Source organism: Mesorhizobium sp. M1252 (genome assembly GCF_040318265.1).
Lineage (GTDB): Bacteria > Pseudomonadota > Alphaproteobacteria > Rhizobiales > Rhizobiaceae > Mesorhizobium.
The window spans coordinates 226,160-240,630 of the sequence record NZ_JAMYLX010000002.1; the positions used below are offsets into that span (position 1 = coordinate 226,160).

Genomic DNA, 14,471 nt, shown 5'->3' on the forward strand with positions numbered 1-14,471 from the left:
GTCCCCGGAGGAAACAAGAGTGACTCAAAAGGAAGCCTACGAAACGCTTCTGCGCCTATGTGAGAAGCAAGGCGCCGACCTGAACCAGTTTTTGTTCGATATCCAGGGACATGCTTCCGAGGAGGATTTCAACAACCTTCGCCGCATTGTCGCGTACATAATGGGCTACGGGCATCATAAGGCCTATGAATCCATCGCGCGCGATGTTCCGGAACTGACACCGGATTGGATGAAGGGACCCTGATGCGCTCCCGCCAGCCAATCAGCCAGATCTCTCGCCTCGCCCACCGTGCAAGTGGCACCGCGGCGGCCAACCGCATGGTGCCGGAGGAGACGCCGGTGGCGTTCTCGTTTGCCGGCACCACCCATGCGGTGATGATGGCGAGCCCGGCCGACTTCGAGGATTTCGCGCTCGGCTTCTCGCTGACCGAAGGCATCATCGGTTTGCCTGACGAGATCGAGGCGATCGAGGTCGAGGACCATGGCGCCGGCATCGATATCCAGATCCGGCTGAAGGACCAGGCCAATACGCGCTTCGAGGCGCGGCGGCGGCGGCTCGCCGGCCCGGTCGGCTGTGGGCTGTGCGGCATCGAATCCATCGAGGAAGCGATGCGCTCGGTCGATAAGGTTGGTGCGTCCAAGCTTACGCTTGAAGCCGACGACATCACCCGTTCGGTAAAGCTTTTGTCCAAGGTGCAGCCTCTGCATTCAGAAACCGGCGCCGTGCATGCAGCGGGCTTCTACATTCCCGGCAAAGGCATCGTCATGGCGCGCGAGGATGTCGGCCGGCACAATGCGCTGGACAAACTGGCCGGCGCGCTGGCCAAGGCCGGCATTGACGGTGCATCGGGCGCGGTGGTGGTGACATCACGCGTCTCAGTGGAGATGGTGCAGAAAACGGCGGCGATCGGCTCCGCCTTCATCATCGCCGTGTCGGCGCCGACAGCCCTTGCCATCCGCACCGCCGAAGAGGCCGGCATGACGCTGGTGGCGCTGGTGCGCGGCGACGATTTCGATGTTTTCACCCACCCGGAACGGGTGGTCTTGGGAGTTGCCCAGCATGTCGCATGACGAAGAACACATCACGAGCACCGGGGAAAAGCTGGTGCGCATGGCCAACCAGATCGCCGCCTTCTTCCATTCAAGGCCCCGCGAGGAAGGTGTGGCGGGCGTGGCCGAGCACATCAACAAGTTCTGGGAGCCCAGGATGCGCCGGCAGTTCTTCGAGATGCTGGACAGTGGCGGCGAAGGTTTTGACGAACTCGTCGTCGTGGCCTCGGCCAGGATCAAGCGGCCGAAGACCGAGGAGCAGGCCGATGTGAGCATCGGCTACGTCCAACCCACGGGTGCAGAGAGCGCCGCTCCCCAGAAATAGCCTCCCCCAGAAATGGCGGGCGAACACGGTTCGCCGCGGGCTATATTCCTGTCTTCTAAAGTTTGGCTGCCGCATCCGCCAGGCGTCTGCTATGGTCGGCGATCAGAAATCGTCTGGCCGGGCGGGATAGCAACGTGAGGCCGATCGAGACGCGATATGCCCTCAGCGGCGACGTGCGGATCGCCTATCAGGTGGTCGGCCAGGGATCGTTCGACCTGGTTTTCGTGCCCGGCTTCATCTCCAATCTCGACCTGCATTGGGAAGACGAGGGCTACGCCAGGCTCTTGAAACGGCTCTCGGCGTTCTCGCGGCTGATCCTGTTCGACAAGCGCGGCACCGGCCTGTCCGACCGCGTCGACCCACGCCACCTGCCCAGCCTTGAAACCCGCATGGACGATGTGCGCGCGGTGATGGATGCCACCGGCAGCGGCCGCGCGGCCTTGCTCGGCGCTTCGGAAGGCGCGCCGATGGCAATGTTGTTTGCCGCCACCTATCCGGAACGGACACGAGCGCTGGCGCTCTATGGCGGTTATGCGCATTTCCACAAATGGGTGATGTCGCCGGAGCGCCTCGAGGCCTTCATCGCGACGGCCGGCACGGAATGGGGCACGGGCGCCACACTGCCCAACTTCGCTCCCGGCCGGGTAGATGATGCGCATTTCACCCAGTGGTGGGGCCGCTTCGAGCGGCTGTCGGCCAGTCCGACGGCAGCGGCAGCCCTTGCCCGGATGAATGCCGGAATCGATGTGCGCGGCGTGCTTTCGGCGATCGGCGCACCGACACTGCTCATTCATCGCCGCAACGACGCGCGGGTCGACCCGGACGCCAGCCGCTTCCTGGCGAAAGAGATCGCCAATGCGCGATTGGTCGAGGTCCCCGGGCGCGACCACCCGATCTGGACCGGCGATGTCGACCGGGTGGCCGACCTGATCGAGGAATTCCTGACCGGCGAGCGTGCCGTGGCCGAAGCGGAGCGCGTGCTTGCCGCTCTTCTGGCGACACGCATCTACGACACGGCGCGGGTTGGCGACCGCATGTGGAGCGAACGTAGCGAGCGCTTCCAGGAGAGCTGGCAGCAGCTGGTCGGCCGTCATGGCGGACGCGTCGCCGGCATCCATGGCGAATTGATGATCTCGCGCTTCGACGGGCCGGCGCGGGCCATACGCTGCGCGGCGGCACTGCGCGATGCGGCGCAACATATGGGCATTGCAAGCGCCCAGGGCGCCCATGTCGGAGAGGTCGAAATGCGCGGGCCGCCGGTGGGGCTGATGGCACGGGTGACGATGCAGATCGCCGCCCATGCCGGGCGCGGCGATATTCTGGCGTCGCGGCTGGCCGCCGATCTGGCGGCGGGGTCCGGCCTGCATTTCATCGATGCCGGGCGTGTCACGGTGGATGAGCTGGACGAGCCGCTGGCGCTGGTCCAGGCAACGTCGGAACAGCACCTGGAGCCGGCCTGCCGCCCCAAGGCGAAACCCGCCGAGCCGGCTCAACTGACGGCGCGCGAAAGCGAGGTGGTGATCCTGATCGCCGACGGCAAGAGCAATGCCGCGATCGCCGCCGAGCTGAGGCTCAGCGAGCATACGGTCAAGCGTCATGTCGCCAACATATTGCTGAAGCTCGATTTGCCGTCACGGGCGGCGGCAGCGGCATTTTCCGCCAGGCAGGCTGGCCCGGACGGGCCATAGGGACCATGGCGCTTTCGGGCGAAGCGGCCAGGTGGGGTCGAGGCGTACCAATTCTCTCCATGCAGGCCAGGCGGATGTCGCCGGGAAAGGCACTGCGGATGGAGGATGCAATGCTGAAGTCAAACAGGTCGATCAAATCGCTGGTGATAGCGGCAGGCGTTGGCGCGCTGTTCACGATCGCTCCCGCCAGAGCCGAGGATGCCTCGGCGGCCGCCGCCTACAAGGACATCGAGGCGACGCTCGGCTCAGTGCCGGACATGTTCAAGACGCTGCCCGATGTCGCGGTTGCCGGCGCCTGGGCCGAGATCAAGGGTGTGCAGCTCAACCCCAAGACCGCGCTCGACGGCAAGACCAAGGAACTGCTGGGGCTGGCCGTCGCCTCGCAGATCCCCTGCCAGTACTGCATCTATTTCCACACCGAGGCCGCCAAGCTCAATGGCGCGACCGATGAGGAGATCAAGGAAGCGATCGCGATGGCGGCCATCGTGCGCCACTGGTCGACGATGCTCAACGGCAGCCAGGTCGACTTCGCGACCTTCAAACAACAGACCGACGGCGTGTTCGCAGCCGTCAAAGCCAAGTCGCAGTGAAAGACAAACGCCCGGCGGTGCGCGCCGGGCAGTGCTTGATCATCAACCGCCCGATCGACGGGCCATGGAGGAAGAAATGCTGACAAAGACGCAAAGCGTGGACGGCGCGGCGATCAAGAAAGCGATCGAAGGACGGGACGGCAGGATGCTGGCGAGCTTCTATGCCGACGACGCGCTGGTGCGGGTGATCGACCGCAACAATCCGCCGAGCAAGCCGCGCGAGATCCGCGGCCGGGCGGCGATCAGCACGTTCTGGGACGACATCTGCAGCCGGGCGATGACCCACAAGGTCGACACCACCATCGCCGATGGCGACAATCTCGCCTTCACCCAGGCCTGCGCCTATCCGGACGGAACGAAAGTGTTCTGCGCGGCGATGCTGGAGCTGAAGAATGGGCGGATTGCGCGACAGACCGTCGTGCAAGCCTGGGACGAGTAGGTCACCGCGAAAGATCAACCGCGGTTTGGGGCCGCATAACTGGAGGAGACAAAAATGTTCAGCGCCAGATGGCAGATCGACGCCAAGTTCGGACACAAGCAGACCGTGCTCGAACTGCTCAAGAAATGGGAACGCGAGATCGGCTCTCAGGTCGGCATCGCCGACCTCAAATTCCAGATCATGACCGGTTCGATCGGCGCCCGGGAAGCGACGGTCGAATCGCATCATCAGGTCGAAAGCCTTGCCCAGTTGGAGGGATTCTTCGCCAAGATCGGCAAGATCGACGCGCACGCAAAATGGGGCAAGGAGATGGAGCCCTACGTCGTGTCGGGCACCAGCCTTTGGAACATCTATCGCATCGTGGAGTAGCCGTGGCAGGTGCAGCAGTTTTCGGCCATCAGTTGCGGCGGCCGAAACTCGTCCGCTGCCCGGAAAACCGCCCTTCCCTGGCCGATCCGGCAGCCGCGACACGTGCCGGCTGATTGGGCAATGTGGCCTGCTTGGCCAGGGCCGCCGCTATCAAGGCGTCGGCCTGGCGCGCGCGCTGGTCCGCGCCGGCATCTCCGGCAGGGTTGCCCGCCACGGCGGAGGTCGACATCCGCCGGCGGGGTTTGAAAGCAAGATAGAGAAGCAACGCGCCGAGCAGTCCAGCCCCAATGACGATCGTCAAACGCGTGCCGGTCATGCCGGTGCGTTCGATCTGGGTGGGGTTGGCGGGGTTCTGGACGACGGTGAGCTTGTCGCGGACCTGCGGTTCGCGGGCACCGTTCTTGTTCAGCTCCATCGTGGCCTCGACGGCGTCGGCGCCGGTGCCGACGCGCAAGGTGCCGGTGAATTTCTGGGTCACCTTCCACTCTTTGTCAGCATGAACCGTCTTGAACGCATCCACCAGTTCGCACGGGATCGTGGCGGTGCTGACGGTCTTGTAGACAATCTTGTGGGCGGTCGATTCCATGTCGCATTCGACATTGACCGCGAGGATTTCAGCAGGTGCCTCGGGCCAGCCGCTCTTCTTGATCATGTCCTTGCCGCCGAACACAGCGATCAGCAGACAGAAGCCGCCAATGAGTACCAGCTTGATCTTGGTCGTGTTCATGCGCAAACCCCTCGCCGCGCGGTTTCCCGGCAAGAGGCTGCTCGTTCAGGTTGAATATTCAGTAAATCGTGAACTCCCGCCGTACCGCAAAAGTAACTCTCGCTTAATGTACAGAAAACGGGTTGGCGAATATTTTAGAGATAGTGGCGGCCTCTACCCATGCGCCACCATCACATGACGAACGGCGGTATAATCCTCCAGCGCATAGAGAGACATGTCCTTGCCGTAGCCGGACTGCTTCAGCCCGCCATGCGGCATCTCGTTGGTCAGCATGAAATGGGTGTTGATCCAGGTGCAGCCATATTGCAGACGGGCGGCCGTCGCCATGGCGCGCGAGACGTTCTTGGTCCACACCGAGGATGCCAGGCCGTAGTCGCTGTCATTGGCCCAGTTCACGGCTTCATCGACTTCGGAGAAGCGGGTGATGGAGACGACCGGACCGAACACTTCGCGGCGCACGATCTCGTCTTCCTGCAGCGCGCCGGCAACCACCGTCGGCTGGTAATAGAAGCCGGAGCCTTCGCCGGGCTTGCCGCCGGTGGTGATCTCGACGTGCTTCAGTTCCGAAGCGCGCTCGACGAAGCTCGAGACGCGATCGCGCTGGCGGCGCGAGATCAGCGGCCCGATCTCGTTTTCGGTGTCATCGGGCTGGTTGTATTTGATGGTCGAGACGGCAGATGAGAGATCGGCGACGAGCTTGTCGTAGATCTTCTTGCCGGCATAGATGCGGCAGGCGGCTGTACAATCCTGCCCGGCATTGTAGTAGCCGAAAGCGCGCAGGCCGTTTACCACGGCGCCGAGGTCGGCGTCGTCGAAAACGATGACCGGCGCCTTGCCGCCGAGTTCCAGATGCGTGCGCTTGACCGACTTGGCGGCGGCCTGCAGCACCTTCTTGCCTGTGGCGACGTCGCCGGTGATCGAAATCATGTTGACCTTGGCGTGATTGATCAGCGTGTTGCCGACGCTGTCGCCGCGGCCGAGCACGACATTGACGACGCCCTCGGGCAGAACCTCGGCCAGGATCCTGGCCAGCTTCAGCGCCGTCAGCGGCGTCTGCTCCGACGGCTTGAAGACGACGGTGTTGCCGCCGGCAATGGCCGGCGCCAGCTTCCAGGCCATCATCATCAGTGGATAGTTCCACGGCGCGATGGAAGCGACGATGCCGATCGGGTCGCGCCGCACCATCGAGGTGTGGCCGGGCAGATATTCGCCGGCGACCACGCCCGGCATCGAACGTACCGCGCCGGCAAAGAAGCGATAGCAGTCGACGATCGCCGGGATTTCGTCATTGAGCACGGCGTTGATCGGCTTGCCGCAATTCAGCGCCTCGAGCGCCGCGAACTCCCGCGCGTTGGCCTCGATGCGGTCGGCGATCTTGAGGAGATAGCCGGAGCGCTGCGCCGGCGTTGTGCGTGACCACAAGACGAACGCTCGCCCGGCGGCAGTAACAGCCGCCTCGATCTGCGCCTGGCTGGCTTCAGGCAGGTTGAGAATGGTCGCCCCGGTCTTTGGATTCAGAATCGGCTCCTCGGTGTCGGTGCCGTTCTCGAACTTCGAGCCGATCAGCATCTGGGTGTCCATGCGGGTTCTCCTTGGTCAGGAGCGAGTAGCGAATAGCGAGTAGCGAATAGGGCTGGTCGTGCAATCTCCCTATTCGCTATTCGCTACTCCCTATTCGCTGTTCTTCATTTGCCCGAACCGGCGATCTGGTCGCCGTCGCGGGTCAGGTAATAGGCGGCAAGGATGGGCAGCAGCGTCACCAGCACCACGACCATGGCGACGACATTGGTGACCGGACGCTGGCGTGGGCGGATCAGCTCTTCCAGCATCCAGATCGGCACGGTCTGCTGCTGGCCGGCGGTGAAGGTGGTGACGATGACCTCGTCGAAGGAGAGCGCGAAGGCGAGCATCCCCCCGGCAAGCAGAGCGGTGGCGATGTTGGGCAGCACGACGTGCCGGAAGGTCTGGAAGCCGTCGGCGCCGAGATCCATCGAGGCCTCGATCATTGAGCCGGAAGTGCGGCGGAAACGGGCGACCGCATTGTTGTAGACGACGACAACGCAGAAGGTGGCGTGGCCGAGCACGATCGTCCAGAACGAGAACGGGATGTCGGCTAGCGAGAAGGCCGAGCGCAACGCGATGCCGGTGATGATGCCGGGCAGCGCGATCGGCAGGATGACGAGCAGCGAGATCGTCTCGCGGCCGAAGAATTTCGTCCGTGACACGGCGGCGGCGCACAGCGTGCCCAGTATCAAGGCAATCGCGGTCGAGATGGCGGCGACACGGACCGAAAGCGACAGCGCCTGCCAGACATCCGGCCGGTTCCAGGTGACGGCGAACCATTGTGTGGTCAGCCCCGGCGGCGGCCAGACGAAGCTCTTCTCTTCCGTGGTGAAGGCGTAGACGAAGATCAACAAGATCGGCAGATGCAGGAACAGCAGGCCGCAGGCGGCAGCGATCTTGAGGCCGAGCGGAGCGGATTGCGAACCGTCAGAGCGCATCGAAGGCCCCCATGCGCTTGGCGCCCCAGAGATAGAAACCCATGATGACGATGGGCACGACGGTGAAGGCTGCGGCGAGCGGGATGTTGCCGGCTGTGCCTTGCTGCGAATAGACGGCCTGCCCGATGAACAGCCGCGATGTGCCGATGATCTGTGGGATGATGTAGTCGCCCAGCGTCAGCGAGAAGGTGAAGATCGAGCCGGCGACGATGCCGGGCAGCGCCAGCGGGAACAGCACGTTGCGGAAGGTCTGGCCCGGCGATGCGCCGAGATCGGAGGACGCCTCGACCAGATTGCCGGGCACGCGCTCCAATGCCGCCTGCACCGGCAGGATCATGAACGGCAGCCAGACATAGACGAAAGCGATGAAGGTGCCGGTGGCGGAGACCGACAAAGAGTTGCCGCCGACGACCGGCAGCGACAGCCAGCCATCGAGCACCCAGAGCAGATGCAATTTGGCGAGCAGCCAGGTCAAAATGCCTTCCTTGGCGAGGATCAGCTTCCAGGCGTAGATCTTGACGAGGTAACTCGACCATAGCGGCAGCATGATTCCGAGATAGAACAGCGCCTTCCAGCGGCCGCGGGCATAGCGCGCCGCATAATAGGCGATCGGGAAGGCGATGACGGCCGAGGCCAGCGTGACCAGCACCGCCATCGTCACCGTGCGCAGGATGATGTCGAGATTGGCGGGCTGGAACAGGTCGCCATAGGTCTTCAGCGTGAATTCGTGGTTGATGAGGCCGGAGAACTCGTCGATCGAGAAAAAGCTCTGCGCCAAGAGCGCGAACAGCGAACCGATATAGACGACGCCCAACCACAGCACCGGCGGCGCCAGCATGAGGAACAGCAGCAGTTGCGGCTTGCGCCAGAAAAGGTCCGACAGTGCGCCGCGCATGCCACCGCTGCCGGGCAGGATGGCGGGGGCGGAGGTTGAGTTGAGCGCGGCGATGGTCATGGGGCGACCGCGTGCTGAAGGAACCCTGAGAAGCCGCGTTCCTTCACACCCCCCTCTGTCCTGCCGGACATCTCCCCCTCAAGGGGGGAGATCAGCAGTTTCGCTGCCTCGCCAAATCCCCAACGTTGAAGATTGGCGAAACCGGGAGGAACAGCCAATCTCCCCGCTTGAGGGGGAGATGTCCGGCAGGACAGAGGGGGGTGCTTGGCGCAAACCTCAATCATGCCGGCTCGTCCATCAAATGCAAATGCTCGCGGTTGAACGTCAGCACCACCGCTTCGCCTTCCGCCGGCAGCTTTGTCCCGGCCGGCACGATGGCGTGCAGCCTCAACCCGTCGGCGTCGAGCGCCAGCTTGGTCGTAGCGCCGAGATAGTTGGTTCCGACCAGGCGCGCGGCAACGCCCTCGCCTTTGGCGGCGCGGCCGATGCGGATGGATTCGGGACGCAGGCTGCCCCAGCGGTGCTGGCCGGAATAGCGCTGGACGAAGTCCGGCGGCAGTACGTTGGAGGAGCCGACGAAATCGGCGACGAAGCGGGTCTTCGGCCGCTGGTAGATGTCTTCCGGCGTGCCGACCTGCATGATCTTGCCGTCATTGAAGACGGCAACGCGGTCGGCCATCGACAGCGCTTCGCCCTGATCATGGGTGACGAAGACGAAGGTGATGCCGAGCGCCTTCTGCAGCGACTTCAGCTCTTCCTGCATGTTCTCGCGCAGCTTGAGGTCGAGCGCGCCGAGCGGCTCGTCGAGCAAAAGCACCTTGGGCTGGTTGACCAGCGCACGGGCCAGCGCGACGCGCTGGCGTTGGCCGCCGGAGAGCTGGCCGGGACGGCGGGCGCCATAGCCCGGCAGGCGCACCAGCGACAGCGCTTCTTCCGCCGCCTTCTGTCGTTGCGGCTTGGCGATGCCCTTGACCATCAGCCCGTAGCCGACATTGTCGAGCACGTTCAAATGCGGAAACAGCGCGTAGTCCTGGAACACGGTGTTGACGTTGCGGCGATAGGGCGGCACGCCCTCGGCGCGTTCGCCGAAGATCGAGATCGAGCCCGATGTCGGCTGCTCGAAGCCGGCGATGAGGCGCAGGCAGGTCGTCTTGCCTGACCCCGACGGACCGAGCATGGCGAAGAACTCGCCGGGCACGATGTCGAGATCGACCGCATCGACGGCGCGCACGCTGCCGAAATGGCGAGAGACTTTCTGGAAGGAAACGGCCGATGTCATGGGCTGTCCGTCTGTTGCCGGTTTGTGGTTCGTCGAAATAGCTCTTGCCGCCACCAATCAGGCCAGCGGGCACGGCACTTCACCTCCCCCTCGATGGGGGAGGTCGCGGCGAAGCCGCGGGTGGGGGTGACTAGCACCGGACGTCAGCGCTGCCCCCCACCCCGACGCTGCGCTCGACCCTCCCCACAAGGGGGGAGGGTTAAGGGAGCTCACCGCCCGCCGATGACGCCGATATAGTCGGACACCCAGCGGTAGTAAGGCACGCACTGGTCGTTCTGGGTGGCGCACTTCGAGACCGGCGTCTTCCAGAACTTGATCTTGTCGAAGTTCTCGTAGCCGTTGGTCTTGCAGCCTTCCTCGCCGAGCAGCTCGTTGCCCTTGCAGGCAGCGGGCACGACCGGGAGCGAGCCGAACCAGGCCGAGACGTCGCCCTGGACCTTGGGCGACAGCGAATGCTCAAGCCACATATAGGCGCAGTTGGGATGCGCGGCGTCGGCCTCCATCATGGTGGTGTCGGCCCAGCCGGTGACGCCTTCTTCCGGCACGGTCGAGGCGACCGGCTTCTTGGCGGCAACCAGCGTGTTGACCTGGTAAGGCCACGAACCGGAAGCGACGACGCCTTCGTTCTGGAAGTCGTCGACCTGGATGGCGGCGTCATGCCAGTAGCGGCCGACCAGCGTCCGCTGAACACGCAGCAGCTCGAGCGCTGCCTTGTACTGGTCTTCGTTCAATTCGTACGGGTCCTTGATGCCGAGTTCCGGCTTGTGGAACATCAAATAGTTGGCGGCGTCGGCGATGTGGATCGGGCCGTCATAGGCCTGGACGCGGCCCTTGTTGGACTTGCCGTCCGGCAGGTTCATTTCCTCGAAGACGACGTTCCAGCTCTTGGGCGCTTCCTTGAAGACATCGGTGTTGTACATCAGGATGTTCGGGCCCCACTGATAGGGAACGCCGTAATGCACCTTGTCGACGGTGAACCAGGGCGCATCCTTCAGACGGTCGTCTACCGCCTCCCAGCTCGGGATGAGATCGGTGTTGATCGGCTGCACGCGCTTGCCGGCAACGAGGCGCAGCGATGCGTCACCCGAAGCGGTGACTAGATCGAACCCACCCTCATTCATCAGCGAGACCATCTCGTCGGAGGTGTTCGCGGTCTTGACGTTGACCTTGCAGCCGCTCTCCTTCTCGAAGGAGGTCACCCAGTCATAGCCCTTGTCGGTTTCGCCGCGCTCGATGTACCCCGGCCAGGCAACGATGCTGACCTCCCCTTCGCCCTTGCCAAGTTCCTTGACCTGGGCGACGGCCTGACCGGAAAAGGTCAGCGCGACCGTCAAGGCGGTGCACGTCTTCAGGAATGAATTCATCGTCAATCTCCCATTTTGGCGCCTGACTGCGAAGCGAGTCGCCGCCGCGGTCAGCCGCAGGCTGAAAAGCGTCAGTTCATCCGATGGCACGTTGCCGCTCTGATGGCGGCTTTCGTCCCTGACATGAAAAGTGCTCGGAAAATTCCGGTTTCGCAAATTCATTTATCAGAAACGCGATATCGGTTTTTCCGATAGATAACCACGCACCCTATCAACGCTGCTGGCGTACCATACGCTGCGACTGGGCAAGGCCGATGAAGTCGCGCGACGCCTGCGGCAGACCGGAGCCGCGGCGCCAGACCATGCCGACCTGGACGACCGGCAGGGAACCCGAAATGTCGCGCGATTCGATGCGGTCGCCTTCCAGCGACCACGGCCGGTAGACTAGGTCGGGCAGCAACGCCACGCCCGCACCTGTGGCGACGAGGCTGCGAACGGCTTCGACCGAGCGGGTGCGAAAGGCGACATGCGGCCTGGCGCCGATCGCCGCCAGAAGCTTGCCGGTGTTCTCCTCGATCTCGTCGACGGTCAGCATGATCAGCGGCTCGCCGGCAATGTCGCCTATGCCGATAATGTCGGCGCTGGCCAGCTTGTGGCCGAGCGGGACCCACAGCCGGTAGGCCGAGACCTCGAGGATTTCCGACTGCAGAGCGGTGCGGTCGCGCAAATTGGAGGTGACCATGACGGCAATGTCGAGCTTGCCGCCGATCAGCAGATGTTCGAGATAGTCGCCATTGTCCTCGATAGCCGAGACATCGACCCCGGGATAGGCGCGGCGATAGCGCGCCAGAAGATCGGAAAGCACATAGCCGGCGACCAGCGAGGTGACGCCGAGCTGCAGGCGCCCGCCGGCCGCCACCTGGTCGTCGGAGAAAGCGCGGCGCGCATCGGAGACGTCGGCCAGGATCTTGGTCGCATGGCGCAGGAACTGGTGGCCTTTGTGAGTAATGTTGAGGCCACGCGGATGGCGCTCGAACAATTCGACGCCGAGATCGCTCTCCAGCTCCTTGATCGCCTCGGTGACCGAGGATTGCGAGATGGAGAGGTTTTGTGCGGCGCCCGACACCGTGCCTTGCTCGGCGACGGCAATGAAGAACTGCAGCTGGCGGATGGTGAAAGCCATGGCCGGACTAAACACCGGCGCGCCGGGGAAGGAAAGCCGAAGGCGGAGCTTATACCCATACGGCTTGAGGCGCCTCCTGGTCAGCCGAACCCGAGGCGCCGCCGGCAGGCAGGACCGTAGCGAAGCGCGAGCATAAACGCCGTCTCCAGCGCCAAAACGATGACGATGATGCGAAAGCCGATGGCATAGGAATCCCGGCCGCTGCCGCGCATAAGGTAGCCGGTGACGAGGAAGCCGGTGTTCCACAAAGTGGCGCCGAGCAGCGTCGCCGCCGCGAAGGGCAAGAGTGGAAGACGGAGCGCGCCGGCCGCGATCGGCAGATAGTTGCGAACCGTCGGGATGAACTGCGCCAGCAAGGAGACCCGGACATGATGGCGGCGGTAGGCCTGACCAAGCTTGCTGTAGGTCGCATAGCGCAAGCAGACATATTTGCCGAAACGCTCGACCAGCCTGTCGGCACGATCCAATCCAATCCTACGGCCCACACTATACCAGACAAGGCAGCCTGTGATGGCGGACAGCGTCGTCACCAGGAGCAGAATCGCCAGCGCCAGGAGATCGGAGGCTGCCGTCATGCCGAGGAACAGCAGCAGCACATGCGAGGGCGGCAGCGGCAGGATCTTTTCAGTGAAGGCGAGACAGCCGACACCAAGCAGGCCGAAGCCCAGGATCGCCGACAGTGGATCAGTCATGCGAAGCGCCAGTCATAGGTTTTGAGGTTCTTGATCCTGGACACCTTATACACCGTCATACACCGTCGCCGGCGGAAAGTTGCGGAATATCCGGCCAAGCCGGGTCCGCTTCCAGGTCGGAGCGCGCAAGCGTCCAAGCCATGAGGAAAGACAAGGCATCGTTTGCAGCATGGTGACCTCATTGCTGATGCGGGCGATTCGCCCGGCCCGCATTTCGACGAGGCGCTGTTTGCGGCTGCCAAGTTGCATGGACATTGCGAAGAGCCGGATGATTGAAAAACAATTTTTCACCAGAACGACATCTTATGCGGCCGGCGACGCGGCGCGCATGATGCACAACATCGCCTTCGTGGTATCGGGTAGCGGCATGGGCCGGGATCGCGGCGCGCCAGTCGCTGGTGTTTGGCTAGGCCGCAGCGATGCTGAGGCGCGCTCCAGCCTCGGCAAGTGCCGAGGCAATGTCGCGCGGCGGCGGCTGGTCGGTGGCGAGTTCGGAAAAACCGTCGAAGCCGCAGACCTGGACTAGACCCTGGCGACCGAACTTGGTGTGGTCGGTGACGACCAGCGAGCGCTGGCCGCGCGACAGCACCATGCGGGCGAACTCCGCCTCTTCCAGATCGTAGTCGGCAAGGCCTGCGGCGGCATCGACGGCGCCGATCGAAATCACCGCATGGCTGACCGAGAAGCGGCTGACGAAATCGATCGCCGAGGCGCCGAAGGCGGCTCCGGAATCGCTGCGCAATTCGCCGCCGGCCATATAGACCTTGTTGCCGTTGACGGTGGCCAGCGTGCGGGCGATGTCGGATGAATTGGTGACCACGGTCAGCCGTCGGTGGCCGAGCAGTTCGCGGGCCAGGAACGAGGTCGTGGTGCCGGTGTCCAGCATGACCGATTCACCGTCGCGAATGGTGGCAGCGACCATGCGGGCGATCAGCCGCTTGGCCTCCGCATTGTCGCGCATGCGCCGCTCGAACGGCGCTTCGCCGGCCATCGACGGCAGGCCGATGGCGCCATGCATCTTGAGCACCGAGCCATTGCCGGTCAGTGGCTTGACATCCCGGCGCACCGTTTCAAGCGAAACCCCCAGCCGGTCGGCGAGGCTGGCAATGGTGACGGTGCCCTCTTCCTTGAGGAGGCGGAGGATTTCGCCATGCCGTTTCGAATGGATCATCTGGCTTCCTCAATTTGCGGCCTGCCCGGTTTTAGGGCAATGCCGCCGTTTTTAAAGGAATTGCTCGTGGTTTCGGGCAAAACACCCAAAAAAAGTCACAACATTTCATTGACAGGTAGGCAGCACTGGCGTGACATTGACGGCGTGACAGCTTCGGAACTGCCACGGGAGGGTGATGGCAGAGCCGCAATTCACGGACCGGACCGTCTGGCCAGACCGTCTGGGTTTGAACTGGCACAAAAGTTTCTCTGATCCGCG

17 protein-coding genes are annotated in these 14,471 nt (G+C 63.5%); 8 read left to right on the top strand and 9 right to left on the bottom strand.

Going from position 1 to position 14,471, the window contains the following annotated elements; translation table 11 throughout:
• The first annotated feature begins 19 nt into the window (after nucleotides 1-19).
• The 7 genes from NKH22_RS04635 (at nucleotide 20) to NKH22_RS04665 (ending at nucleotide 4,461) form a co-directional block, all read left to right on the top strand.
• A complete protein-coding gene (locus NKH22_RS04635; RefSeq protein ID WP_023688794.1) occupies nucleotides 20-244 on the top strand; it encodes a hypothetical protein in 225 nt (74 codons plus the stop codon).
• A complete protein-coding gene (gene fdhD / locus NKH22_RS04640; protein WP_023698930.1) occupies nucleotides 244-1,071 on the top strand; it encodes a formate dehydrogenase accessory sulfurtransferase FdhD in 828 nt (275 codons plus the stop codon). The genes NKH22_RS04635 and fdhD overlap by 1 nt, the downstream gene beginning before the upstream one ends.
• A complete protein-coding gene (locus NKH22_RS04645) occupies nucleotides 1,061-1,375 on the top strand; it encodes a formate dehydrogenase subunit delta (protein WP_023688796.1) in 315 nt (104 codons plus the stop codon). Before fdhD ends, NKH22_RS04645 begins: the two co-directional genes overlap by 11 nt.
• 134 nt (nucleotides 1,376-1,509) lie before the next feature.
• Nucleotides 1,510-3,063, top strand: a complete 1,554-nt coding sequence (locus tag NKH22_RS04650; protein WP_023732485.1) for an alpha/beta fold hydrolase — start codon at nucleotides 1,510-1,512, stop codon at nucleotides 3,061-3,063.
• A gap of 110 nt (nucleotides 3,064-3,173) precedes the next feature.
• Complete coding sequence (locus NKH22_RS04655) at nucleotides 3,174-3,653, top strand: carboxymuconolactone decarboxylase family protein (RefSeq protein ID WP_023688798.1); 480 nt, start codon at nucleotides 3,174-3,176, stop codon at nucleotides 3,651-3,653.
• Nucleotides 3,654-3,729: 76 nt separating this feature from the next.
• Nucleotides 3,730-4,092: a nuclear transport factor 2 family protein gene (locus tag NKH22_RS04660; protein ID WP_023688799.1), complete on the top strand. Its 363-nt coding sequence runs from the start codon at nucleotides 3,730-3,732 to the stop codon at nucleotides 4,090-4,092.
• 54 nt (nucleotides 4,093-4,146) lie between these two features.
• The gene (locus NKH22_RS04665; protein WP_023732486.1) at nucleotides 4,147-4,461 is read left to right on the top strand and encodes a hypothetical protein; all 315 of its coding nucleotides are present in this window, start codon (nucleotides 4,147-4,149) and stop codon (nucleotides 4,459-4,461) included.
• Nucleotides 4,462-4,489: 28 nt separating this feature from the next.
• Here the strand turns inward: NKH22_RS04665 and NKH22_RS04670 are convergent, their stop codons facing one another.
• From NKH22_RS04670 to NKH22_RS04710, 9 genes are all read right to left on the bottom strand, one after another.
• Entirely contained in the window at nucleotides 4,490-5,188 is a 699-nt protein-coding gene (locus tag NKH22_RS04670) for a hypothetical protein (RefSeq protein WP_023826527.1), read from the bottom strand.
• Nucleotides 5,189-5,341: 153 nt separating this feature from the next.
• Nucleotides 5,342-6,769 (bottom strand): gamma-aminobutyraldehyde dehydrogenase, encoded by a 1,428-nt coding sequence (locus NKH22_RS04675; protein WP_352909033.1) that lies wholly within the window; start codon nucleotides 6,767-6,769, stop codon nucleotides 5,342-5,344.
• A 104-nt stretch (nucleotides 6,770-6,873) separates the two neighbouring features.
• Nucleotides 6,874-7,689, bottom strand: a complete 816-nt coding sequence (locus NKH22_RS04680; RefSeq protein ID WP_023673416.1) for an ABC transporter permease — start codon at nucleotides 7,687-7,689, stop codon at nucleotides 6,874-6,876.
• Nucleotides 7,679-8,644, bottom strand: coding sequence for an ABC transporter permease (locus NKH22_RS04685; protein ID WP_023732489.1), 966 nt, complete (start codon nucleotides 8,642-8,644; stop codon nucleotides 7,679-7,681). Before NKH22_RS04685 ends, NKH22_RS04680 begins: the two co-directional genes overlap by 11 nt.
• Nucleotides 8,645-8,864: 220 nt before the next feature.
• Complete coding sequence (locus tag NKH22_RS04690) at nucleotides 8,865-9,863, bottom strand: ABC transporter ATP-binding protein (protein ID WP_352909035.1); 999 nt, start codon at nucleotides 9,861-9,863, stop codon at nucleotides 8,865-8,867.
• 209 nt (nucleotides 9,864-10,072) lie between these two features.
• Nucleotides 10,073-11,227, bottom strand: coding sequence for an ABC transporter substrate-binding protein (locus NKH22_RS04695; protein WP_023821497.1), 1,155 nt, complete (start codon nucleotides 11,225-11,227; stop codon nucleotides 10,073-10,075).
• A gap of 211 nt (nucleotides 11,228-11,438) precedes the next feature.
• The gene (locus NKH22_RS04700) at nucleotides 11,439-12,350 is read right to left on the bottom strand and encodes a LysR family transcriptional regulator (protein ID WP_023692633.1); all 912 of its coding nucleotides are present in this window, start codon (nucleotides 12,348-12,350) and stop codon (nucleotides 11,439-11,441) included.
• Between the two features lie 80 nt (nucleotides 12,351-12,430).
• Complete coding sequence (locus NKH22_RS04705; RefSeq protein ID WP_023692634.1) at nucleotides 12,431-13,042, bottom strand: DedA family protein; 612 nt, start codon at nucleotides 13,040-13,042, stop codon at nucleotides 12,431-12,433.
• A gap of 406 nt (nucleotides 13,043-13,448) precedes the next feature.
• On the bottom strand, nucleotides 13,449-14,213 hold the full coding sequence (locus NKH22_RS04710) for a DeoR/GlpR family DNA-binding transcription regulator (RefSeq protein ID WP_023692636.1): 765 nt from the start codon (nucleotides 14,211-14,213) through the stop codon (nucleotides 13,449-13,451).
• On the opposite strand from NKH22_RS04710, the gene NKH22_RS04715 reads away from it, so the two are divergent.
• Nucleotides 14,193-14,465, top strand: a complete 273-nt coding sequence (locus tag NKH22_RS04715; protein WP_155927298.1) for a hypothetical protein — start codon at nucleotides 14,193-14,195, stop codon at nucleotides 14,463-14,465. The genes NKH22_RS04710 and NKH22_RS04715 overlap by 21 nt on opposite strands.
• Nucleotides 14,466-14,471: the final 6 nt, after the last annotated feature.

Coding starts and splice junctions, on each gene's coding strand:
- NKH22_RS04655 (WP_023688798.1), top strand. CDS start 3,174: ATGCTGAAGTCAAACAGGTCGATCAAATCGCTGGTGATAGCGGCAGGC.
- NKH22_RS04675 (WP_352909033.1), bottom strand. CDS start 6,769: ATGGACACCCAGATGCTGATCGGCTCGAAGTTCGAGAACGGCACCGAC.
- NKH22_RS04680 (WP_023673416.1), bottom strand. CDS start 7,689: ATGCGCTCTGACGGTTCGCAATCCGCTCCGCTCGGCCTCAAGATCGCT.
- NKH22_RS04715 (WP_155927298.1), top strand. CDS start 14,193: ATGCCGTTTCGAATGGATCATCTGGCTTCCTCAATTTGCGGCCTGCCC.
- NKH22_RS04660 (WP_023688799.1), top strand. CDS start 3,730: ATGCTGACAAAGACGCAAAGCGTGGACGGCGCGGCGATCAAGAAAGCG.
- NKH22_RS04690 (WP_352909035.1), bottom strand. CDS start 9,863: ATGACATCGGCCGTTTCCTTCCAGAAAGTCTCTCGCCATTTCGGCAGC.
- NKH22_RS04700 (WP_023692633.1), bottom strand. CDS start 12,350: ATGGCTTTCACCATCCGCCAGCTGCAGTTCTTCATTGCCGTCGCCGAG.
- NKH22_RS04695 (WP_023821497.1), bottom strand. CDS start 11,227: ATGAATTCATTCCTGAAGACGTGCACCGCCTTGACGGTCGCGCTGACC.
- NKH22_RS04645 (WP_023688796.1), top strand. CDS start 1,061: ATGTCGCATGACGAAGAACACATCACGAGCACCGGGGAAAAGCTGGTG.
- NKH22_RS04665 (WP_023732486.1), top strand. CDS start 4,147: ATGTTCAGCGCCAGATGGCAGATCGACGCCAAGTTCGGACACAAGCAG.
- NKH22_RS04710 (WP_023692636.1), bottom strand. CDS start 14,213: ATGATCCATTCGAAACGGCATGGCGAAATCCTCCGCCTCCTCAAGGAA.
- NKH22_RS04670 (WP_023826527.1), bottom strand. CDS start 5,188: ATGAACACGACCAAGATCAAGCTGGTACTCATTGGCGGCTTCTGTCTG.
- fdhD (WP_023698930.1), top strand. CDS start 244: ATGCGCTCCCGCCAGCCAATCAGCCAGATCTCTCGCCTCGCCCACCGT.
- NKH22_RS04685 (WP_023732489.1), bottom strand. CDS start 8,644: ATGACCATCGCCGCGCTCAACTCAACCTCCGCCCCCGCCATCCTGCCC.
- NKH22_RS04705 (WP_023692634.1), bottom strand. CDS start 13,042: ATGACTGATCCACTGTCGGCGATCCTGGGCTTCGGCCTGCTTGGTGTC.